Here is a 21,471-nt window from a genome sequence, read left to right as displayed (position 1 = left end):
GCACCTTCCCGGGATGACGCGTCCCGACAATGCTTCGCCCTCGAGTTCCTGACTCGCGGAAAACCCGCTCACAGTGGCGCGACCGTCCCGGATTCTCACCGGGTTCCTCGATCTTGAGGCGACGACGGGAGCCTAGCAGCGCCCGCCGTCGCCGTGGGGCGCAAGCACCCGACGATCAGCCGTTGTCGCCACCGGTATCCTGCTGGGGACCGCCGCGCTCGGTGGCGGTGTCGCCGGCGTCCGACCACACCCACTTCGCCACGACCGGGATGTCCTCGCCGTTCTCGTACGCATACGCGCGTGCCTCCAGGCGGGCGTCCTGCATCTCCTGGCGCAGACCGGCCGTACGGGCTCCGAGCCCCTCGACGCGATCCAGCACGTCCATGACGAGGTGGTACCGGTCGAGGTTGTTGCGCATCACCATGTCGAACGGCGTCGTGGTGGTGCCCTCCTCGATGAAGCCGCGCACGTGCAGGTTCGCGTGGCCGGTGCGTCGGTAGGTCAGACGATGGATGAGCCAGGGGTAACCGTGGTAGGCGAAGACCACCGGCTTGTCGGTGGTGAAGATCGCATCGAACTCGCGCTGCGAGAGGCCGTGCGGGTGCTCCTCGGACGACTGCAGACGCATGAGGTCGACGACGTTGACCACCCGAACCTTCAACTGCGGCAGCCGGTCCTTTAGGATGCCGGCGGCCGCCAGCACCTCGACCGTCGGGATGTCACCCGCGCAGGCGAGGACGACGTCGGGTTCCCCGCCCTCATCCTCGGTTCCGGCCCATTCCCAGATGCCGAGGCCACGCGCGCAGTGGCGCACCGCCTCGTCCATCGACAACCACACCGGGTTCGGTTGCTTGCCCGCGACAACGACGTTGACGTACTGCGACGTGCGCAGGACGTGGTCGAACGTCGACAACAGCGTGTTCGCGTCCGGCGGCAGGTAGACGCGCACGACCTCGGCCTTCTTGTTCACGACGTGGTCGATGAACCCCGGATCCTGATGGCTGAAACCGTTGTGATCCTGACGCCACACGTGGGAGCTCAAGAGGTAGTTGAGCGAGCTGATGGGGCGCCGCCACGGGATCTCGTTCGTCACCTTGAGCCACTTGGCGTGCTGATTGACCATCGAGTCGACGATGTGGATGAAGGCCTCGTAGGAGGACATCACACCGTGACGACCGGTCAGCAGATAACCCTCGAGCCAGCCTTGGCACTGGTGCTCCGAGAGCATCTCCATGACCTTGCCGACACGCGCCATGGGGTCGCCCGAATCGTTCGGCTCGTAGTCACCGAGCCACTGCTTGGGGGACGTCTCGTAGACGCCCTGCAGACGATTGGAAGCCGTCTCGTCCGGGCCGAAGAGTCGGAAGTTGTTCGGGTTCGCAGCCATGACCTCGGCCAACCACTCGCCCAGGACGCGTGTGCCCTCCGATGTCACCGAGCCACGCTCGTCGTCGCCGCTGCGCTCCACGGCGTGATCGCGGAAATCGGGCAGGTCGAGGTCGACGCGCAGCTCACCGCCGTTGGCGTACGGGGTTGCGCCCATGCGCAGTTCGTCCGCGGGTGCGAGACCACGAATGTCCTCGGCCACGCAGCCGGATTCGTCGAACAGGTCGTCGGGCCCGTAACTCGAGAGCCACTTCTCGAGATCGTGCAGGTGCTCGTCGGTGTCGCGGGCGCTCGACAGCGGCACCTGATGGCTGCGCCAGTGCCCCTCGGTGATCTTGCCGTCGATCGTCTTCGGGCCGGTCCATCCCTTCGGCGTGCGGAAGACGATCATGGGCCAGCGCGGACGTTCGGCCTTCTCCGCGCCGACCTCGTGCGCCTCGCGCTTGATGCGGGCGATCTCGTCGAGCACCTCGTCGAGAAGCTGCGCGAAGCGCCGGTGCACCGAGGTGTGGTCCTCGTCGTCGAAGCCTGCGGTGAAGACGAACGGGGTGTGGCCGTATCCGCGCATGAGCGCGTCGAGTTCGGCGTCGTCGATGCGCGCGAGCACCGTGGGGTTCGCGATCTTGTAGCCGTTGAGGTGCAGCACCGGCAGGACGACGCCGTCCGTGACCGGGTTGAGGAACTTGTTCGAGTGCCACGAGGTGGCGAGCGGGCCGGTTTCGGCCTCACCGTCGCCGATGACGGTGAACGCGAGAAGGTCGGGGTTGTCGAACACCGCGCCGTAGGCGTGGCTGAGTGCGTAACCGAGTTCACCGCCCTCGTGGATCGAACCGGGGGTCTCCGGGGCGGCGTGGGAGGGGATGCCCCCGGGGAAACTGAACTGCTTGAACAGCCTCTGCAGGCCCGCCTCGTCGAGCCCCACACGCGGGTAGATCTGCGAGTAGGTGCCCTCGAGGTAGGTGTTCGCCACCATGCCGGGGCCACCGTGGCCGGGGCCGGTGACGTACAGCGTCGGCTGCGAGCGCTCGGCGATGACGCGGTTGAGGTGGGCGTAGAGGAAGTTCAGGCCGGGCGTCGTGCCCCAGTGGCCGAGCAGGCGTGGCTTGACATGCTCCGCCTGCAGCGGCTCACGCAGCAGGGGGTTGTCCAGGAGGTAGATCTGACCGACCGAAAGGTAGTTCGCGGCGCGCCACCACCGGTCGATGGATTCCAGTGTTCGCTCGGCGATCTCGCCCGGCCCACTGCGCCATTCGTGTGTGCTGTCGCTGCTCATACCTCGAGTATGGCGGCGATCACTGACAACGGCACCACCCTGTGGGGGACGTTCCGCTCGGGGCCACACGGCATTCATGACAATGCCCGGGCGGGAAGTCCCCGCAACCGCACCCGACGGTGCAGCAGCGTTGTCGGAACCCGATGCTTGAATGGCCTCATGGACAATCTTCTGGGCATCCCCGAGACCAAGCTCGACGTCGACCCGGCTGCCGCCAAGCTCGACGCCGGGGTCCACCCGCGTGACGTGGCCCGTATGTACCCGGCGAGCTCGCTGGTGTGGGCGCAGCTCGCCGAAGACGCGTTCGACGACGGTGAGACCGTCGAGGCGTACGCCTACGCACGCACCGGCTACCACCGCGGGCTCGACTCGCTGCGCAAGGCCGGGTGGCGCGGTCAGGGCCCTGTGCCGTGGGAGCACGAGCCCAACCGCGGCTTCCTGCGCGCCCTCGCAGCGCTGAGCAAGGCGGCCGGCGACATCGGCGAGACGGATGAACAGCGTCGCTGCGCCGATTTCCTGCGTGACTCCTCCACGACGGGCGCTCGCGAACTCGGTCTCTGACCCGAGCAGGTGGGAGCGGTCCGCCACACGCGGCGCCTGCTTTCGCGACGTCGCGGCGAATCGAGGGAACCAACCAGCACCGACGCGCGTCACAGCTGTGCGATGGCGCGTTCAGGGAGCGTTCGTCTCCGGGGGACGAGCGAACGAAGAGGGAACGACGCGTGCATCGTTCGCCGCCGTCCGCGGTGGCGGGGACGAGGGGGGCATGGCCGGGAGGGGTCATGTCCCCTTCGTCTGTCCTAATGTGGACGCGTGAACAGCCTCGCCGTCCTCGGCCTCGACGATCTCGCCGAACAGCTCTACCGCCAGGTGCTGCGCGATCAGGCGCGTCCCGCGTCCGTGTATGCCGCGCGCCTCAACCGGTCCACCGCCGAGATCGACGACGCCACAGAGGCGCTGCGCGCCATGCGGCTCGTGCGGATCAACGAGGAAGGCCTTGTCCAGGCCGACCACCCGCGCGCCGGCCTCGAACGCATCCTCTCGGCCGAGGAGGCGCGCCTCGCGGAGCGACGCCGAGACCTCGCCCGGCTGCGTGACGCCATCGACGGATTCGCCGGCGACCACCGTGCGGGGCAGGAGCACTCGTCGTCCGACGAGCCGGCCCGCGAGTACATCGACGCCTCCGGCCTTGCCGATGTCATGGAGCACCTCGCGGCGTCGACGTCCGGCCCCATCCGCATGACGCACACCGACGCCGTCGCCTTCACGCCCGACGAACAGCCCGTCCTGTGCCGCCTCGTCGAGGAGGGGCGCGGGCTCTACGGACTGCACGAGTTCGACGCCGCGAGCAGCCGCACCCTCGAGGTGGCCCAGTGGGCGGCCATGGGGGAGAGTCAGCGCCTCGCCAACCACATTCCGAACGAATTCGTCTGTTACGGCACCGATCTCGTCCTCGCCAACACCGAGTGGGGCGGTGACGAGGGCCGATACGCCGTGCTGCGGGACCCGGTCGTCGTGCGGGCCTTCGTCGAACTGTTCGACCGCCTCTGGGCAGCCTCGACCACCGTCGACGACGGCGTCGACACGACATCGGAGCGTCTCGTCGAGCTCATGCAGGCCGGCCTCAAGGACGAGGCCATCGCCCGCGTGCTCGGCGTCAGCCTGCGCACCGTCCGCCGTCGGATCGCTGCCCTCATGGACGAGTGCGACGTCGAGACACGCTTCCAACTGGCGGTCGAACTGACCGAGCGCGGAATCGTCGGCTCAGGTCAGCGAAGAAGCTCCGGAGCCTGAACGTCCCCATGCCGCCGTGAGCGTCATCACGGCCCCGACGGGGCGAGCGGGTACCCTTGGGCGGTAAGAGTCGACGCCCCGCGCGGGTGTGCCGCACGGCACGCGCCGCGCCCGAGGGCGTCGGCCCAGCAGCAACCAAAGGCAGTTGATCCGCATGCCGGCAATCGTGCTCGTCGGTGCCCAGTGGGGCGACGAAGGCAAGGGCAAGGCCACCGACCTCCTCGGAAGTCGCATCGACTACGTCGTGAAGTTCAACGGCGGTAACAACGCTGGCCACACCGTCGTCGTGGGCGGCGAGAAGTACGCCCTGCACCTGTTGCCCTCGGGCATCCTGACGCCGGGCGTCACGCCCGTCATCGCCAACGGCGTTGTCGTCGACCTCGGCGTCCTCTTCGAGGAGCTCGACGCTCTCGAGGCCCGCGGCGTCGACACGTCCAAGCTCGTCGTGTCCTCCAACGCGCACCTCATCCCGCGTTACAACAAGGTCATCGACCAGGTGTCCGAGCGTTTCCTCGGCCAGCGCAAGATCGGCACCACCGGCCGCGGCATCGGCCCCACGTACGCCGACAAGATGAACCGCATCGGCATCCGCGTGCAGGACATCTTCGACGAGTCGATCCTGCGCCAGAAGGTCGAAGCGGCGCTCGAACTGAAGAACCAGCTGCTCGTCAAGACGTACAACCGCCGCGCCATCGAGGTCGACGAGGTCGTCGAGGACCTGCTGCAGTACGCCGAGCGCCTGCGCCCCATGGTGGCCGACACGTCCCTGCTCCTCGGCAAGGCTCTCGACGCCGACGAGGTCGTCCTCTGCGAGGCCGGCCAGGCCACGCTGCTCGACGTCGACCACGGCACCTACCCGTACGTGACGTCGTCCAACGCCATCTCCGCGGGCGCCTGCACCGGCGCCGGCATCCCGCCCACGCGCATCGACCGCGTCATCGCCATCCTCAAGGCGTTCACCACGCGCGTCGGCGAGGGCCCGTTCCCCACCGAATTGCACGACGAGGTCGGCGACACCCTCCGCGAGATCGGCCACGAGTTCGGCACGACGACCGGCCGCCCGCGCCGCGTCGGCTGGCTCGACGTCGTCATCGGCCGCTACGCCGCACGCGTCAACGGCGTCACCGACTTCGTCGTGACGAAGCTCGACAACCTCGACACCTTCGACGAGATCCCCGTCTGCGTCGCCTACGAGGTCGACGGCAAGCGCTTCGACGAGATGCCCGAGAACCAGACCGACTTCCACCACGCGAAGCCCGTCTACGAAATGCTCCCCGGCTGGAAGCAGGACATCACCGGCTGCCGCACCTTCGAGGACCTGCCGGAAAACGCGCAGAAGTACATCCTCTTCGTCGAGGAGCAGATCGGCGCACGCATCTCCGCCATCGGCGTCGGCCCCGGCCGCGACGAGATCATTCAACGCCACGAGCTGGTGTAATCCCTTGCCCCGTCTTCCGGCGAAGGCCCCCGAACTGCGAGCAAGCTCGCAATTCGGGGGCCTTCGCTCGGTGCGACAGGGCTTCGGGCCGTGAGGTCGGGCGCGGGGCTCGCACCGGCTTCGCAAGCTCAGCCGCTGCTTCGCGCCGCGCTCGACCTCACGGCGTCCGCTTCCCGCGTGGTGCCGTTCTGGGGGAGGGTTTCGGCTTTCGTTGCTGCTCGGACGTGACCTCGTCCGCGTCTTCGGTACATGGCCTGCGTCGCGTCGGGTCGGGTCGGTCCGAATTGGGATGTTTTCTTCCCTTCTTGTGTCCAAGACGTCTGCTTGCGCGCAAGAAGGGAAGGTCTCTTCCCTCGTGGTGTGCAAGGCGCTTGCTTGCGCACACGTGGGGAAGATTTCTGTGCTTGTGGTGGGCGGGGCATCCGGTCGCGCAAAAGAAGGGACGATGTCGGGTCCGTGATCAGTGAGCGCGACGGCGCCGGGCGGCCAGGCGGCGCACTCCGACGATGGTGAGTCCGAGCATCAACCCCGAGCCAGGCAGCGGGCGCACCGACCTCGAGCGCCGCAAACCACGCCGTCGGCGTATATGTCCTGAGACCGACGGCGAGTCCGACCACTGCGCCGAGAGCGCCGAGTCCTCCGCTCAGGATCGCCACGAGTCGAGCGTCGTTCCGCGAGAAGCCGGGTGAGGGGGGCGTCGGACGCGTCGTACCCGAGGTGACCTGCTGTGACATGGCGTTCCGCCCTTCTCCGCAAATTTGAGCGGTTGCTCAATTGCTGATGTAGGGCTCATTGAGCGACTCCTCAAGGGTTTCGGGGGAGGAGTTCCATGGCGAGGGAAGCAGCCGCACTCACCCAGCGCCGTCTCCGTGCGGCCGTCGTCACGATCGTCGGACGGCGCGGACTCGCGTCCGTCACGGCGCGATCCGTGGCGGCCGAGGCAGGCGTCAACCAGGCGCTGATCTTCTACCACTTCGGCACCCTGGGCGACCTCGTCGCGGCCGCCTACCGCGAGTCCGTCGACGAGGCGCTTGAGCGGTACCGCGAGGCCCTCGCCTCGGCCCACGGGCTCGGCGAGGTCCTCGACACCGTGAAGGCCGAACTCGGCACCGACCGCGCTGACGGCGGTGCGGCGCTCATGGCTCAGCTCCTCGCCGCTGCGGGGCAGGACGAGGCGCTGGCGAAGCTGGCGCGGGAGTTGCTCGGCGAGTGGCGCACGGTCGTCGGCGAGGCGCTCGAGCGAGCGATGGTCGACAGTCCCGTCGAGGGGCTCGTCTCGCCCGCGAGCGTCGTCGAGGCAGCCCTGTCGGGCATGCTCGGCACAGTGCTCGTCGACGGCGCCGAACCGGGCGCGCTGTCGGGCTCCTTCGCCACACTGCGCGAACTCGACCGAACCCTCGCGCGGTTCTCCCGGCTGCCCTCACCCGTTCGTCGTGCCGTCCGGTCCGTCATCGCGCCGAAGTTCGCATCGGACGCTCCGAACCACCCCTCTCGGTAGGCTGACGACGTGGCGCGCGAGAAAACACGACTTCAATTCGGCAAGTACAACGGCGACGAGCACTGGGGCAGCGAACTGGAGATCCTCGGCCAGGACGCCAACGGCCTGTGGCTCGGCGGGCGCAAGGGCACCGAGGTGAGCAAGCCCGGCACGAGCCAGAAGGTGCCGTGCAACCACGTCGTGCTCATTCCTGACGAGCAGTGGTGGGTCGCCACGTTCAACGCCGAACCCGCCGGGCGCAGTCGCACGATCGAGGTCTACGTCGACATCACGACGCCGACCACCGTCAACCAGGGCGAAGCCTTCACGCTCGACCTCGACCTCGACGTCATCAAGGGGACGACGGGCGTCGTCGAGATCGACGACGAGGACGAGTTCGAGGCGCACACGCGCGACTTCGCCTACCCGGCACGGCTCGTCACGGCTGCTCGCGAAGCGGCCGACGCCGTCCGCTCGATGATCGAGAACGGTGAAGCGCCCTTCGACGGCTCCCACCGAGCCTGGCTCGCCAAGATCTGAGCCGAGTACGCCCGCTCGACGCCCTCGGCGCTGGGCAGACTTCCCTGCGGTTGGGTAGTCGCTGCCTCGGCCCGACCGCAGCAAACTCCGCCCAACGGCATGAGGTGACCCCTCCGTCGCCAAACGCGCCGAAACCCGGTCGAGCTGCCGCGCCGCCGCCCTCTAAACTGGCCGGGTGACTACTGTGCTGCCGCCCGACGCCGATTGGGTTTCCCGACTTGCCGACGAGACGATCGCCGAGGCCGAACGCCGCGGCACGAAGGTCGTCGTCGCCTCCGGCATCAGCCCCTCTGGCCCGGTGCACCTCGGCAACCTGCGCGAGGTCATGACCCCGCACCTCGTCGTCGACGAGATCCGCCGCCGCGGCGTCGAGTGCGAGCACATCATCAGCTGGGACGACTTCGACCGCTACCGCAAGGTGCCCAACGTCCCGAACGTCGACGACTCCTGGCAGCAGTACATCGGCATGCCGCTCACGCGCGTGCCTGCGCCGAAGGGTTCCAGCGCGTCGAGCTGGGCCGAGCACTTCCGCACCGAGTTCGAGGCCGGCCTCGACGCCCTCGGTGTCGTCTACCGCGGCATCAGCCAGACCGAGCAGTACACGTCCGGGGCCTACACCGACGAGATCCTCTTCGCGATGAGCAAGCGCGACGAGCTCGACGCCATCCTCGCCCGCTACCGCACGCTTCCCAAGGACGACGCCGCTGCGAAGCCCGTCAAGGGTGGCAAGAAGGCGCCCGTCCTGTCGGAGGAGGAGCAGGCCGCGGCGGCCGAGGCAGAAGAGGGCTCCGGCGCGGCCGGTGAGGACGACGGCGGCAGCTCGAGCGGCTACTACCCGTACAAGCCCTACTGCTCGAAGTGCGGCACCGACTTCACCACCGTCACCGCCTACGACGACGAGACCACCGACCTCACCTATACGTGCCGCTGCGGCCACGAGGAGACGGTCGTTCTGCGCGAGCACCACAACGGCAAGCTCGTGTGGAAGATCGACTGGCCGATGCGCTGGAAGTACGAGGGCGTCGTCTTCGAGCCCTCCGGCGTCGACCACCAGAGCCCCGGCAGTTCATTCGTCGTCGGCAAGGACGTGGCACCCATCTTCGGGTGGGAGCGTCCCCTCGGCCCGATGTACGCCTTCGTGGGCATCAAGGGCATGGCGAAGATGAGCTCGTCCAAGGGTGGCGTGCCGATTCCCACCGACGCCCTGACAATCATGGAGCCCGCGCTGCTGCGCTGGCTGTACGCGCGTAAGAAGCCCAACCAGAGCTTCACCGTCGCGTTCGACTCCGACGTGCAGCGCATGTACGACGAGTGGGACGCGCTCGTGGCCAAGGTGGGCTCCGAGAAGGGCCAGCCCGGTGACGTGGCTGCGCTCGTGCGCGCCTCGACGACGGCCGAGGGCGAGCTGCCCTCCACGCCGCACCCGGTGGCCTACCGCACCCTCGCGAGCATCAACGACATCACGACGGGCGATGAGGAGCAGACGCTTCGCATCGTCGGCAACCTCGACCCGGCGAACGCGCCGTCGAGCCTCGACGTCCTGCGTCCGCGCCTGAGCTGTGTGGAGCGCTGGGTCGAGCGGTACATGCCCGACGACGAGCGCACTGTCGTGCGTGAGACGAAGGACGAGGCAGGCATTGCCGCGGCCACCGACTCGCAGCGCGAGCAGCTCCGCATCCTGCTCGACGGTAAGGGCGTCGACGGCGCCGAGGGCCTCGGCCGCATCGAGGACGCGTGGACGCTCGACGGACTCACCACCCAGGTCTACGGCGTGCCGAAGGTGCAGGCGGGCAAGGACGCGAACTTCCGCCCCGACCGCAAGGCCGACCCCGAGACGGCCGCCGAGCTCGGTGCGAGCCAGAGGGAGTTCTTCAAGCTGCTCTACAACCTGCTCATCGGCAAGGACACGGGCCCGCGCCTTCCCACGCTCCTGCTGGCCGTCGGCCCGCAGCGTCTGCGCGAACTCGTCACGCCCTGATCGAGCCGTGACGAAGCCCGCTCACCTCACGAGGTGAGCGGGCTTCGTCATGTCGTGCCTACTTCGTCGGCGCGCTCGAGTAAACGCCGTCCTTCGTCATCGACGGGATCAGCTCGTCGATCGTGACGAGGGTGTAACCCTGCTTCTGCAGCTCGTCGACGATGCCGGGCACGGCCTTCGCCGTCGACGGGTGAATGTCGTGCATGAGGACGATGGCGCCCGGGTGCGCGCCGTCGACGACACGCTTGGTCGTCGTGTCAGCGTTGCGGTTCTTCCAGTCCTCGGTGTCGATGTCCCACAGGACGAAGGGCGCGCCGGCGTGCGGCGTCGCCTCGGTGTAGGCGCCGTAGGGCGGGCGAACGGCGACCGGGTCACTGCCCGTGATCTTCTTGAGAACGTCGGCGGTGCGGGTGATCTCGCTCGTCACCTGGGCGTCGGTGAGGGTGGTGAACTGCGGGTGCGACCAACTGTGGTTGCCGACCCCCATGCCGAGCTTCACCATGCGCCGCACGGTGGCGGGCGCCGCCTGGACGGCCGGGCCGAGGGTGAAGAAGGTGGCGCGCGCTTTCTTCCTCTCGAGGGTGTCGAGGATCGAGTTCGTGTACGGGCCCGGGCCGTCGTCGAAGGTCAGCGCGATGCACTTGGCCTTGGTGCAGTCGGTCTTCTTGCCGGCGTTCTCCGGCTTGGTGGTGGACGTCGACGGCGCCGGTGACGTACTCGACGCCAGGCTCTTCATCGCGGCCTCGCGCACGCGGCGCCCGTCGTCGGAGAGGTAGCGCTCCGGGTTCTTCACCGTGGCGTAGTGCTGCCCGGCCGACATGGGCCCGATCGTTCCCTCGGCGACGGCGGCGACGAGGGTGCCGTCGGGGGTGAAGCTGACGTCGGTGAAGACTTCCTCGGGTGTGGCGCCTTCGAACGGCTCGCCGCCGCCGTTGACCTGCACGGCCTGACGTTCGAGTTCCTTGACGAGGGCGGCGCGTTGCGAGTCGTCGATGAGCTGGAGCGAGGTGAAGGAGGAGTCACCGTCGCCGTACAGCGTCGTCGAGGTGGCCGCAGAATCGGCTGCCGTGACGGTGTGTCGGAGCCGGATGCCGTACAGCCCCGAGGCGTTGACGACGGGCTCCCACACGACCGTCATGCCGGAACGCGGCCCCGAGTACGTGCCGACGTAATCGCGACGCCAGCTCTGGATCTGGCGCTCGAGCGCTTCGGAGAGCTTCTCCGATCCCGGGAGCGCGGGCCACTGTGCCGAGTAGCGGGGGGCGTTCCACGAGCTCTCGGCACGAACGTCGGAGGCGTCGAGTTCGAGCTTCACCGGCGACACCTTGGGCGCCGACGAGGAGACGCTGACGCTCGGCTTCGCCGAGGCGCCCTTCGAGCCCGACGACGAGCCGGACGGGTCGTCCGTCGTGCACCCCGCAACAGCAGTGGCAGCGACGAGGGCGAGGGCAGCGAAGCGACGAGACGTTCTCACTGCGCAATCATTCCACCGTCACCTCGGTGGCGGCTGGACGGGAAGGGAGTGTCGCCCGAGACCGGCCACGCCCGATCGGGCACCCTGCGGACCGAGGGGTTCGTTTCTCCTGCAAACGGCCCGACGTTGTCGGTGGCGTCTCCTAGAGTTCGGGGCGTGCTTCGTTCTCGCTCCCGCATTGCCACCTGCTCGTTGTTTCTCTCGGCGGCCGTGCTGGGCGTGACGGGGTGTGGCTCGCTCGACTCTTCGCCATCACCGTCGGATGCCTCGACCACGAGCAGCACTGAGGCACCCACCGACGAGACGTCGCCGCCGACCGATGCTCCGTCGTCCACACCGACCGCGTCGGATGACGCCCACAAGTCCGGCAACTCCAGCGACGCGTCGAGCGACCCGAGCAGCACGTCATCGGCCGAAGGGGCGGACGGCGACCGTCGCGGCATCGGTGCGGGCACAGGCGCGGGGCCGCTGTACGACGTCGTCGGCATCTCGGACGGGGACACCATCAAGGTGCGCATCAGCGGGGTGAAGGAGAGCATCCGCATCATCGGGCTCGACACCCCGGAGACGCGTAAGCCGAACGCGCCGGTCCAGTGCTTCGGCAAGGAGGCGAGCAGCAACATGCAGTCGCTCGTGCAGAGCAAGCAGGTTCAGCTCGAGGCCGATCCGAGCCAGGGGGAGCGCGATCGGTACGGGCGCCTGTTGCGCCACGTCTTCGTCGGCGGTTCGACCAACGTCGCGCTCGCGCAGATCGAGGGCGGGTTCGGCAAGGAGTACACCTACGACGGGCCGTACGCGCACCGGCTCGAATACCTGGCGGCGATGAACCGGGCGAAGACGGCGAAGCGCGGCACGTGGGGGCCGCCGTGCAACAGGTTCCACGAGGGGCTCGCCACCACGGCGCCTGCGCAGCCGGCCCCTACCGCCTCCGCGCCTGCGGTGAAACCCTCGGCCGCCCCCTCAGCCTCGACGAGTGAGCCGGGCGCCTGCTCGATCAAGGGCAACATCAACTCCGACGGCGAGAAGATCGCTCATCGCCCGGGCGACTCGGCGTACGAGCGCACCAAGATCTCGACGGGCAAGGGCGAGCGCTGGTTCTGTTCCGAAAGCGAAGCTCTCGCGGCGGGGTGGCGCGTGGCCCGCGCCTGAGCGCTTCCTGAAAAGTTCCTGGCGAGTAACTGAACCAATTCCCTTGTGGTATGGCACAGTTCACAGCGGTCGCAACCGTGCGGCCCGAATCAGGAGGATCTTCGTGAACCACACCTTCATGCGTAAGGCCGTCGCCACGTGCGCGGCTACCGGAGCCGCGGCAAGCTTCGCGGTGTTGTCGGCACCGGCTCAGGCTGCGCCGCCCGTGCCCTCCGAACCCCTCCCTTCGCCGACGTCCTTCGTCGTGCTTCAGGCGGGAAAGGGCACCGACAAGGCAACCGCTGCAGCGAAGGCGGCGGGCGGCACTGTCGTTCAGGAATGGCCGCAGATCGGCGTCGTCATCGCTCAGGCCTCCGACGGCGCCTTCGACGACAAGGCGCGCAAACGTCCGGGCGTCGTCGCAGCTGGTCCAACGCGCGCCATGAGCGCCCTCGCGGGAGCGGGCAACGTTGTCCCTGACGGCGAAGTGACGGGACTGGGCCCCGGAACCTCCGGCGGCGACGACACGAAGGAAGCCCTCAACGCGGACCAGTGGGACATGCGTCAGATCGGCGCCGACAAGGCCCACCGCAAGACCGACGGCAACCGGGCGATCACCGTCGGCGTCCTCGACAGCGGAATCGAAGCCGATCACAGCGATCTCGCGGCCAACGTCGACCCCTCTCAATCCGTGAGTTGCAACGACCGAGGGGTGCCGAACACCAACCCGAAGGCCTGGCAGCCCACGACATCCGACCACGGAACACACGTCGCCGGCACCATCGCGGGTGCCCGGAACGGCACGGGTATCGTCGGCGTCGCGCCGAACGTCAAGCTGGCAGCGGTCAAGGTCGTCGACGACGACGGGTACATCTACCCCGAGTACGCGATCTGCGGCTTCGTCTGGGCGGCTGACAAGGGCATGGAGGTGACGAACAATTCGTACTTCATCGACCCGTACTTCCTGTGGTGCAAGGCAGACCCCGAGCAGCGACCCGTCATCGAGGCCGTGAATCGCGCACTCAAGTACAGCGAGAAGAAGGACGTCGTCAACGTCGCCGCAGCAGGCAATTCGGGCTGGGATCTGTCGAAACCCATCACCGACACCGGCAGCCCGAACAACTCCGATGACCCGCAGCCGCGTGAAACGGACCACCGCTGCTACGACATCCCCGCCGAGGCCGGCAACACCGTTGCGGTGTCCTCGGTCGGCCCCACGGCTGTGAAGTCCTACTTCTCCAACTACGGTCGCGGTGTCGTCGACGTGGCCGCACCGGGTGGTGACAGCCGCGTTCCCGCTGACACTCCGAGCAAGAACGGGCGCATCCTGTCCACCGTTGTCGGCGGTGGCTGGGGCTACAAGCAGGGCACCTCCATGGCTTCGCCGCATGCGGCGGGCGTCGTGGCGCTGCTGCGCGGCACGCAAACAGGCCTCAACGCCAAGCAGACGATCTCCACCCTGAAGCGCCAGGCGAACCCTCTTGCGTGCCCCGAGTTCTACGACCAGGACCGTGACGGCGTGAACGACGCGACGTGCGAAGGCAAGAAGCAGGGCAGTGGTTACTACGGCGCTGGGCTCGTCGACGCCTTGAAGGCTGTCGGCGGCTGACGTTCCTCCTGTTCGTTCGCATCGGCCCGACCTCGCGTATTGCGGGGGCGGGCCGAGCGATGAACGGCGGGTGTTCGGCGTCAACGGCGGCCACTAGCATCGCGTTCATGAGCGATCACCCCCTCGACGTCCTCTTCACAGCGGCCCGCGACGGTGAGAGCGTCGTCGTTCCGCCCGGTTGGGGACAGGGTCGTGCCACGTTCGGTGGCGTCGTCGCGGGCGCGATGCTCAGCCGCGTTCTCGCCGCGGTGGACCTGCCGGAGCAGGACGTGCGGGCCATGACGATCAACTTTGTCGGCCCCGTCGAAGCCGGTGACGCACGCGTCACGGCCGAGGTGCTGCGTCAGGGCAAGTCCGCGACGCAGGTGGAGGCCCGCGCGACGCAGGCCGACGCCTCGGGCGTCGAGTCGGTGCGGGCCGTCGCGCTCGTGACGATCGGTGCGGCGCGCCCGTCGTCGCTCTCCCTCGCGGCGTCACCGCTCGGCAAGGGCCTTCCCGAGCACGACTCGCTCACGCCGATTCCTTACGTCGAAGGCATGACGCCCGAGTTAATCGCGCGCCTCGACATGCGCCTCGCGAAGGGCCGTGGGCCGTTCAGCGGCGGCGAGGACGGCGACATGCACGGCTACATGAGCTTCCGCGAGCCCACGGACGACTTCGGGCTCGCGCACCTCGTGGCACTCGTCGACTGCTGGCCGCCCGCAGCAGGACAGATGCTGACCAAGGTCGTCCCGATGTCGACGATGACGTGGACGATGGACTTCGTCGCGCCCGTCACCGGAACCGGCGCCGACCGCTGGTGGTACGAAGTGACCACCGATGCTGCGCACGACGGTTACGGCCACACGGCCGCCCGGGTGTACACGGCGAGCGGTGAGCCCGTCGTCATCAGCCGCCAGACGGTGGCCGTCTTCGGCTGAGTTCAGGCACTTTGCGCGCCCTTGTCGCGTGGCTGAGTCGCAGGATCCTCGCTTCGCTGCGGTCCTACGATCCATGTGCGCTCGGCGGCACGGTGTTTTTGGCGCGCCTTTGTCGCGTGGCTGACTCGCAGGATCCTCGCTGCGCTGCGGTCCTACGAGTCAGCCACGCTCGGCGGCGCGCACGTGGTGGTGGATGACCTCGTCGATTACGAAGCGCAGGAACTTCTCCGAGAACTCCGGGTCGAGGCCCGACTCGGTCGCCAGCGCGCGCAGCCGCGCAACCTGACGCTCCTCGCGCGACGGGTCTGCCGGCGGCAGCTCGTGCGTCGCCTTGTACTCACCCACGGCCTGCGTGATGCGGAAGCGCTCGGCGAGCATGTGGATGATCGCCGCGTCGATGTTGTCGATGCTGCGCCGGTAAGCGCCCAGCACCTCGTCCGACGTACCGGCCACGGAACTGTGTGGCGAACGCCCACCGTCGCTCGGCGGCATGGCAGGCTCGGGGGTGGTCGTCATGGCAGGGGCCTTCGCATCGGGGTCAGCGGACGTCGAGCACCGTCATGCGATGCGCGGCACGAGTCAGCACAACATAGAGAACCCGGGCGCCGCCAGGCGATTCCGCTGTGATCTCATCGGGGTCGACAACGAGCGTCGCGTCGTACTCCAGGCCCTTCGTCGACATCGGGTCGATGACGACGACGCGCCCCGAACGTCCGTCGAGTTCCTCGAGAACCTCACGCCACTTCGCAGGAGCGATGACGGCGACACTGCCGTCGACCTGCTCGAGCACCGTGGCGACCTCCGAGCGGGCCTGGGCGAGAACGTCGTTCGGGGACACCGTGACCGACGTCGGGTGATTGCCGGTCTCGCGAACGGCCTGCGGGATGTCGGCGTCCGGCACGTAGCGGCGGATGAGCTCGGCGGCGAAGTCGAAGATCTCGCGCGCGTTGCGGTAGTTCGTTGTCATGTGGAAGCTCTGACGCTTCTTCGAGCCGAACGCTTCGTCGCGCGCCGCAGTGGCCTCTTCGAGGTCCGGCCACGACGCCTGCGCGAGGTCGCCCACAACGGTCCACGACGCGTAGCGCCCGCGGCGGCCGACGGCCCGCCACTGCATGGGGGAGAGGTCCTGCGCCTCGTCGACGAGCACGTGGCTGTACTCGTCCGCGCGCGTCAGGCGTCCGGCGAGCAGGCGCTCACGGGCATCCTTCGGCGTCACCTCGTAGCCGACGTCGTGGCTCTGGCGGCGCGAACCGGTCACCTCGACCTCGGTGACGCCGTAGTCCGAGAGGCTCTCGAACTCCTCGATCTCGTAGAAGCCGCGTTCCTCACGCTGGGCCTCCGGCACCTCGGCGAGGCGCGCGAGCAGGTCGTCGACGAGGGCGACGTCGGCCACGGACCACTCACCGGTGGCGAGGGCGGCCTCGAACGAGCGGACGAGCTCGGCCTGTTCGGCGTCGGTGAGGACGCCACGGGCGAAGCGCGCCAGGCGGCCCGCGTCGGTGAGCCACAGGAGCACCTGACGCGGGTCGATCGGGCGCCACCAGTCGGCGACGAACGCCTCGACGTCACGGCTGTCCTCGAACCGATCGATGAACTCGGTTCGCTCCATGTTCGTGTGCGTGCGCACCTGATTCCATGCGGCAGAAGCGAGTTCGCTGACAACATCGCTAGGGTCGCCCGCGAGCTTGTTGTGCTGGTGGTGAGAGAGCAGGCGGCCGCGGATGCGACGCAACGTCGGCTCGTCGAGGTTGACGGCGAGGCCCGCGACCATCGCGCGCAGGCTCCCCGGCGCGTCGGGTGCCACGTCCTTCGCCGCGCGCGAGAGCACCGTGCGGATGCTGAGCGTGCCCTTGATGCGGGCGGCCTCCGGGGTGTCGAGGCGCGTTGCCGTCATGCCGCCCACGACGTCGCCGAGGGCTCGGAGAGCGACGGAGTCCTCACCGAGTGAGGGCAGCACGCGCTCGATGTAGGCGGTGTACGCGGACGACGGGCCGACGACGAGGATGCCGCCCGACTCGAAGCGGCGGCGATCGGAGTAGAGCAGGTACGCCGCGCGGTGCAGCGCGACGACGGTCTTGCCCGTACCCGGGCCTCCCGTGATGAGGGTGACGCCGCGCGCGTCGGCCCGGATGGCCTCGTCCTGGTGACGCTGGATCGTGGCGACGATGTCGCGCATCTGCGCGCCGCGCGAACGGGTGAGCGCCGCCATGAGCGCGCCGTCGCCGACGACCGTCATGCCCTCGGGCGCCTCGACGACCATGAGGTCGTCCTCGACGCCGAGCACGTTCGCGTCGCGGCAGCGCAGCACACGCCGGCGCACGACGTTTTCGGGGGCCACCGGCGTCGCGCGGTAGAAGGGCGACGCCGCGGGGGCGCGCCAGTCGATGACGAGGGGCTCGTACTCGTCGTCACGCACGCCGAGGCGGCCGATGTAGCGCACCTCGAGGTCGTCGCCGGAGCCGGTGGAGACCGAGCCGGAACCGTCGGAGCTCATCGCGTGGTCCATGTCGAGGCGTCCGAAGACGAGTCCCTCGAACTGCTGCTCGAGAGTGGCGCGGCGCTTGCCCGCGGAGAACATGAGGGCGTCGCGTTCGAACAGGCCGGCCTTCTCCTCGTCACGCATGTCGCCGGAGCGGCTCGCGCGCCCGCGCGCGAGGCCTTCGCTCTCGACGAGCTGGACGCGCTCGCCGGCCTTCGCCAGTTCGGAGTACACGCGATCGACGTGCGCCTGCTCGTGCGCGATCTCGTGCTTCACCTCGTCGGGCAGTTCTTCGTGCGAACGTGTGCCCTGAGCTGTGCTCACGCAGTGTTTCCCATCGCCGTGCGGTCCGTTCACCCTCGCAGGGTGGCACTCCAGCTTAGTCGTCGCTCGGTGTGCGATCACGCCCCGCCCGGCGCCCGTCTCACGCACGCCTGTGCGGCCCGCTCGGGTCGAGCGACGTCAGCCCTGTGCAAGCAAGTACTCGCGCGGCGCACGACCGACCTTCGCGCCCACTCCTGCAGAGGAGCGGACCTCTTGGAGAGCTCTGGCCCGAATACCCTCTGTCGACTATAATCGACACATGTTCGAGGTTCTCACCACCCAGGACTTCGATCGTTGGCTGCGTCGGCTGAAGGACAGGTAAGGCCGTCTGCGGATCTTGGCCCGTCTCGATCGTCTGAGCGCCGGCAACCTCGGCGATGCGAAACCGGTCGGTGGCGGCGTCCTGGAGCTGCGTCTCACCGTCGGCCCCGGATACCGGATCTACCTGACGCGCCGAGGTCAGCAGGTGGTCCTGCTGCTGTGCGGCGGGGACAAGTCCACCCAGACCGACGACATCGCCAAGGCGCGGCAACTGGCCAGCGCTTGGAACACGCAGGGGGGGCACGATGACTGAGACCTACACCCGATTCGACGCCGCGAGCTACCTCGAGAACATCGAGGACGTCGCCGGCTACCTGCAAATCGCCCTCGAGGAGTCTCACGAGGACCCGACCGCGGTGCCCCGCGCTCTGGGGGTCATCGCCCGGTCGGGCAACATGAGCGAACTCGCCCGCCGGGTCGGCATGAGCCGCGACGGCTTGTACAAGGCCCTGTCCGACCAGGGCAACCCCACCTGGACGACCGTGCTGAAGGTGAGCGAGGCGCTCGGGCTTCGCCTGTCGTTCGAGGCTGTCGCCTGACCCACGCGTGCTTCGCCGCGTAGCAGGGCCCTTCAGGTGTCTTCATGGCGGCGCTGGCCTCACTCGATGCCTCACGTCCCGGCTCGAGTCTGCGAGTCCAACGAGGCTGGCGAGGTGGACGGCTGGAGCGATCCTGTAGGCCGTCACCGCCTTCACTCGTGTAACGGATCGCCCATTTCGCGGCGGTTCTCCACGACACATCACAAGCGTTCCGCGGCGCGAGTGCCACCCGTCGTCGATGATCATCGGGCCAGACACAAGCGGGTACGGACTGTGTGAGCGGTGTTGGAGCGGGCAGCGTGGGGCACTGAAGGCCTTCCGGCGTGGTGTGGGAACCAGACACTCCAATTGCACCTAGCGAGGCCTTCGTTTGTCACCCGATCAGATCATCGTGCGTCGCCGCTTCGCACAGACCGGACCAACGTTCCTGGTCTTCACAGCTAGGCGCAGCAGACTGGGACCATGCCGAGCCATTCTGTTTCCCTCGCGAACCACCTCGCTGCCGGGTGTCGCCACTCTGTGGGTTTGTGCAGTGACGGCACGGTGGTCGCGTCCGGGGGTGATTCCGCCGGCGAAGGGGCCGTGGGCGGGTGGAGCGACATCGTGGCCGTAGCGGCGGGGAACGTGCACGCGTTCACCAACACCGGCAAGTCTCACACCGTGGGTCTGAAGTCTGACGGCACTGTTCTCGCCGTCGGTTGGAACGGGAACGGTCAGTGTGATGTCAGGTCGTGGAACAGTATTCGAACTGTTGCTGCCGGGTGGCGCTTCACGTTGGGCGTCTGTCAGGACGGGACTGTCGTTGCGACCGGCCGAAGCACGGAGGGCCAGGCGGCCGTCAATGAATGGTGTGGGGTCACGGCTGTGACCTGCGGTGATTGGCACTCCGTCGGAGTGACGACCGCCGGAACCATTCTTGCTGCAGGGAACAATCGAGCGGGGCAGTTGGACGTGGTCGGTTGGCGGGATGTGGTCGGGGTCTCGGCGGGCTACCTCCACACGCTTGGGTGCACGGTCGACGGAAGCTCGTTGGCTGTTGGTGCGAGAAACAGCGGAGTCGACATCGTCCTGACGTGGCGAAACGTCGTCCAGGTGTCCGCAGGCAGTCACCACAGCGTGGGGCTCACCGGCTCGGGGCGAGTCTTGGCCGCCGGTTCGAATAGCCACGGCCAGTGCGATGTCCAGGATTGGCGGGATGTCATCGCCGTGGCCGCGGGCGCCCGTCACACCCTCGGGCTCCGAGCGGACGGGGTCGTGCTCGCGACGGGCAGCGACGAGCATGGTCAGTGCAACGTCGGGAGCTGGCCGCACTTGCTCTGATCCAATGCGCGCTCAGACGGCGAACCGTGCGTCGGAACAAGACACCGTGTACCTTTCCCGCAGGCTCAGGTGTTGCGATCTCGACAACGAGCCCTGCGATGTTCGTCGCACGGACGCCCGCGCGCTCTGCGGGCCCACCTACGCCCCGTTCGGTCGCGGGCAGCCCCGGTAGGGTTGGGCGCATGAAGACACTCGTCGTCGGTACGGGCGCGCGCGAGCACGCGATCGTCAGGGGTCTGGCCGCAGACCCGCAGGTCGAAGCCGTCCTCGCAGCGCCGGGAAACCCCGGAATCGCGCAGATCGCTGACTGCCGACCGGTCGATGCGAATGACGGCGACGCCGTCGCGGCGCTCGCGCAGGAGGTCGGGGCCGACCTCGTCGTCATCGGGCCCGAGGCGCCGCTCGTCGCGGGCGTCGCTGACGCGGTGCGGGCTGCAGGAATCGACACGTTCGGCCCCTCTGCCGAGGCCGCTCGCCTCGAAGGTTCGAAGTCGTTCGCCAAGGACGTCATGAACGCCGCGAACGTCCCCACTGCGGGGGCTCACACCTGCACCGATCTGGATGCCGTCGCTGCAGCGCTCGACGCGTTCGGCACCCCGCACGTCGTCAAGGACGACGGGCTCGCTGCCGGCAAGGGCGTCGTCGTCACTGACGAGCGTGACGAGGCGCTCGCCCACGCGAAGGCCTGCCTCGACGCGGGCTCGACCGTCGTCATCGAGGAGTACCTCGACGGCCCGGAGGTCTCCCTCTTCTGCATCACCGACGGCACGAGTGTTGTTCCCCTGCAGCCAGCGCAGGATTTCAAGCGCGCCGGTGACGACGACGCCGGCCCGAACACCGGTGGCATGGGCGCCTACTCGCCCCTTGAGTGGGCGCCGCACGATCTCGTCGACGAGATCGTGCGCTCCGTCGCGCAGCCGACGATCGACGAGATGGCGCAGCGCGGCACCCCGTTCGCGGGTGTGCTCTACGTCGGCCTCGCGCTGACGTCGAAGGGCCCGAAGGTCGTCGAGTTCAACGCGCGTTTCGGTGACCCGGAGACGCAGGTCGTCCTCGCGCGCCTCGTCACCCCGCTCGGCCAGTTGCTGCGCGCGGCTGCACGCGGCGAACTCGCCGATTTCCCGGCGCTGGAGTGGCGCGACGAATCCGCGGTGACCGTCGTCGTCGCGAGCGACGGCTACCCGGCTCAGCCCAAGACCGGCGACCCCATCAGCGGGCTCGAGGACGTCGATGGTGACGGCTCGCGCGCCGGTGGCGGCGCCTACGTCCTGCACGCCGGCACGAAGACCGGTGAAGACGGCACGCTCATCTCCTCGGGAGGCCGCGTGCTCTCCGTCGTCGCCCTCGGCGCCGACCTCGGCGAGGCCCGTGAGGTGGCCTACGCGGGCGTGGAGAAGATCGACCTGCCCGGCTCGCACCACCGGGGCGACATCGCACTCAAGGCCCTGCGCGGCGAGATCACCGTCTGAGC

General features: G+C 68.4%; 18 protein-coding genes, 1 pseudogene and 1 riboswitch. Of the genes and pseudogenes, 14 read left to right on the top strand and 5 right to left on the bottom strand.

The window, feature by feature from the left end:
* Positions 1-42 precede the first annotated feature (42 nt).
* Positions 43-109, bottom strand: a riboswitch (cobalamin riboswitch).
* A 66-nt stretch (positions 110-175) separates the two neighbouring features.
* On the bottom strand, positions 176-2,659 hold the full coding sequence (locus AA983_RS11510) for a phosphoketolase (protein WP_047312402.1): 2,484 nt from the start codon (positions 2,657-2,659) through the stop codon (positions 176-178).
* A gap of 159 nt (positions 2,660-2,818) precedes the next feature.
* Between AA983_RS11510 and AA983_RS11505 the strand changes: the two genes are divergently transcribed.
* From AA983_RS11505 to lysS, 7 genes are all read left to right on the top strand, one after another.
* Positions 2,819-3,220, top strand: coding sequence for a DUF3151 domain-containing protein (locus tag AA983_RS11505; RefSeq protein WP_047312401.1), 402 nt, complete (start codon positions 2,819-2,821; stop codon positions 3,218-3,220).
* Between the two features lie 252 nt (positions 3,221-3,472).
* A complete protein-coding gene (locus tag AA983_RS11500; RefSeq protein WP_047312400.1) occupies positions 3,473-4,453 on the top strand; it encodes a response regulator transcription factor in 981 nt (326 codons plus the stop codon).
* A gap of 154 nt (positions 4,454-4,607) precedes the next feature.
* A complete protein-coding gene (locus tag AA983_RS11495) occupies positions 4,608-5,891 on the top strand; it encodes an adenylosuccinate synthase (protein WP_047312399.1) in 1,284 nt (427 codons plus the stop codon).
* A 509-nt stretch (positions 5,892-6,400) separates the two neighbouring features.
* Positions 6,401-6,580 (top strand): hypothetical protein, encoded by a 180-nt coding sequence (locus AA983_RS15520; RefSeq protein WP_197079009.1) that lies wholly within the window; start codon positions 6,401-6,403, stop codon positions 6,578-6,580.
* A gap of 140 nt (positions 6,581-6,720) precedes the next feature.
* Positions 6,721-7,389 (top strand): TetR/AcrR family transcriptional regulator, encoded by a 669-nt coding sequence (locus AA983_RS11490; RefSeq protein WP_052947090.1) that lies wholly within the window; start codon positions 6,721-6,723, stop codon positions 7,387-7,389.
* A 9-nt stretch (positions 7,390-7,398) separates the two neighbouring features.
* A complete protein-coding gene (locus tag AA983_RS11485; protein WP_047312398.1) occupies positions 7,399-7,908 on the top strand; it encodes a DUF402 domain-containing protein in 510 nt (169 codons plus the stop codon).
* 184 nt (positions 7,909-8,092) lie between these two features.
* Positions 8,093-9,886 carry a lysine--tRNA ligase gene (lysS, locus tag AA983_RS11480; protein WP_047312397.1) on the top strand — a complete coding sequence of 598 codons (1,794 nt, stop codon included), beginning with the start codon at positions 8,093-8,095 and terminating at the stop codon, positions 9,884-9,886.
* A gap of 58 nt (positions 9,887-9,944) precedes the next feature.
* Here lysS and AA983_RS11475 read toward each other — a convergent pair whose 3' ends face one another.
* Complete coding sequence (locus AA983_RS11475) at positions 9,945-11,360, bottom strand: polysaccharide deacetylase family protein (RefSeq protein WP_047312396.1); 1,416 nt, start codon at positions 11,358-11,360, stop codon at positions 9,945-9,947.
* Positions 11,361-11,516: 156 nt separating this feature from the next.
* Between AA983_RS11475 and AA983_RS11470 the strand changes: the two genes are divergently transcribed.
* The 3 genes from AA983_RS11470 to AA983_RS11460 all read left to right on the top strand — a co-directional run bounded on the left by AA983_RS11470 (position 11,517) and on the right by AA983_RS11460 (position 15,017).
* A complete protein-coding gene (locus AA983_RS11470; RefSeq protein WP_231579599.1) occupies positions 11,517-12,509 on the top strand; it encodes a thermonuclease family protein in 993 nt (330 codons plus the stop codon).
* A 103-nt stretch (positions 12,510-12,612) separates the two neighbouring features.
* A complete protein-coding gene (locus tag AA983_RS11465) occupies positions 12,613-14,097 on the top strand; it encodes a S8 family serine peptidase (protein WP_231579598.1) in 1,485 nt (494 codons plus the stop codon).
* A 107-nt stretch (positions 14,098-14,204) separates the two neighbouring features.
* Entirely contained in the window at positions 14,205-15,017 is an 813-nt protein-coding gene (locus AA983_RS11460) for an acyl-CoA thioesterase II (protein ID WP_047312605.1), read from the top strand.
* Between the two features lie 159 nt (positions 15,018-15,176).
* On the opposite strand, the gene AA983_RS11455 is transcribed toward AA983_RS11460, so the two are convergent.
* The gene (locus AA983_RS11455) at positions 15,177-15,509 is read right to left on the bottom strand and encodes a chorismate mutase (protein ID WP_047312604.1); all 333 of its coding nucleotides are present in this window, start codon (positions 15,507-15,509) and stop codon (positions 15,177-15,179) included.
* Between the two features lie 46 nt (positions 15,510-15,555).
* Entirely contained in the window at positions 15,556-17,820 is a 2,265-nt protein-coding gene (locus AA983_RS11450; protein WP_047312395.1) for an AAA family ATPase, read from the bottom strand.
* A gap of 337 nt (positions 17,821-18,157) precedes the next feature.
* Here AA983_RS11450 and AA983_RS11445 point away from each other — a divergent pair, with 337 nt between their 5' ends.
* Both AA983_RS11445 and AA983_RS11440 read left to right on the top strand, forming a co-directional pair.
* Positions 18,158-18,394 (top strand): type II toxin-antitoxin system RelE/ParE family toxin, encoded by a 237-nt coding sequence (locus AA983_RS11445; RefSeq protein ID WP_231579597.1) that lies wholly within the window; start codon positions 18,158-18,160, stop codon positions 18,392-18,394.
* Positions 18,387-18,680 (top strand): addiction module antidote protein, encoded by a 294-nt coding sequence (locus tag AA983_RS11440; RefSeq protein ID WP_047312394.1) that lies wholly within the window; start codon positions 18,387-18,389, stop codon positions 18,678-18,680. The genes AA983_RS11445 and AA983_RS11440 overlap by 8 nt, the downstream gene beginning before the upstream one ends.
* Before the next feature lie 106 nt (positions 18,681-18,786).
* Here the strand turns inward: AA983_RS11440 and AA983_RS15840 are convergent.
* Positions 18,787-18,909 (bottom strand): annotated as a pseudogene (locus AA983_RS15840) (leucine zipper domain-containing protein); the annotation flags it as partial.
* Positions 18,910-19,142: 233 nt separating this feature from the next.
* Here AA983_RS15840 and AA983_RS11435 point away from each other — a divergent pair.
* Both AA983_RS11435 and purD read left to right on the top strand, forming a co-directional pair.
* Positions 19,143-20,000, top strand: a complete 858-nt coding sequence (locus AA983_RS11435) for an RCC1 repeat protein (RefSeq protein WP_047312393.1) — start codon at positions 19,143-19,145, stop codon at positions 19,998-20,000.
* A gap of 182 nt (positions 20,001-20,182) precedes the next feature.
* Entirely contained in the window at positions 20,183-21,469 is a 1,287-nt protein-coding gene (purD, locus tag AA983_RS11430) for a phosphoribosylamine--glycine ligase (protein ID WP_047312392.1), read from the top strand.
* Positions 21,470-21,471: the final 2 nt, after the last annotated feature.

The organism is Dermacoccus sp. PE3, assembly GCF_001021715.1.
In the GTDB taxonomy this organism is placed as follows: Bacteria; Actinomycetota; Actinomycetes; order Actinomycetales; family Dermatophilaceae; genus Dermacoccus; species Dermacoccus abyssi.
This window is presented reverse-complemented; position numbering and strand designations above follow the sequence as displayed.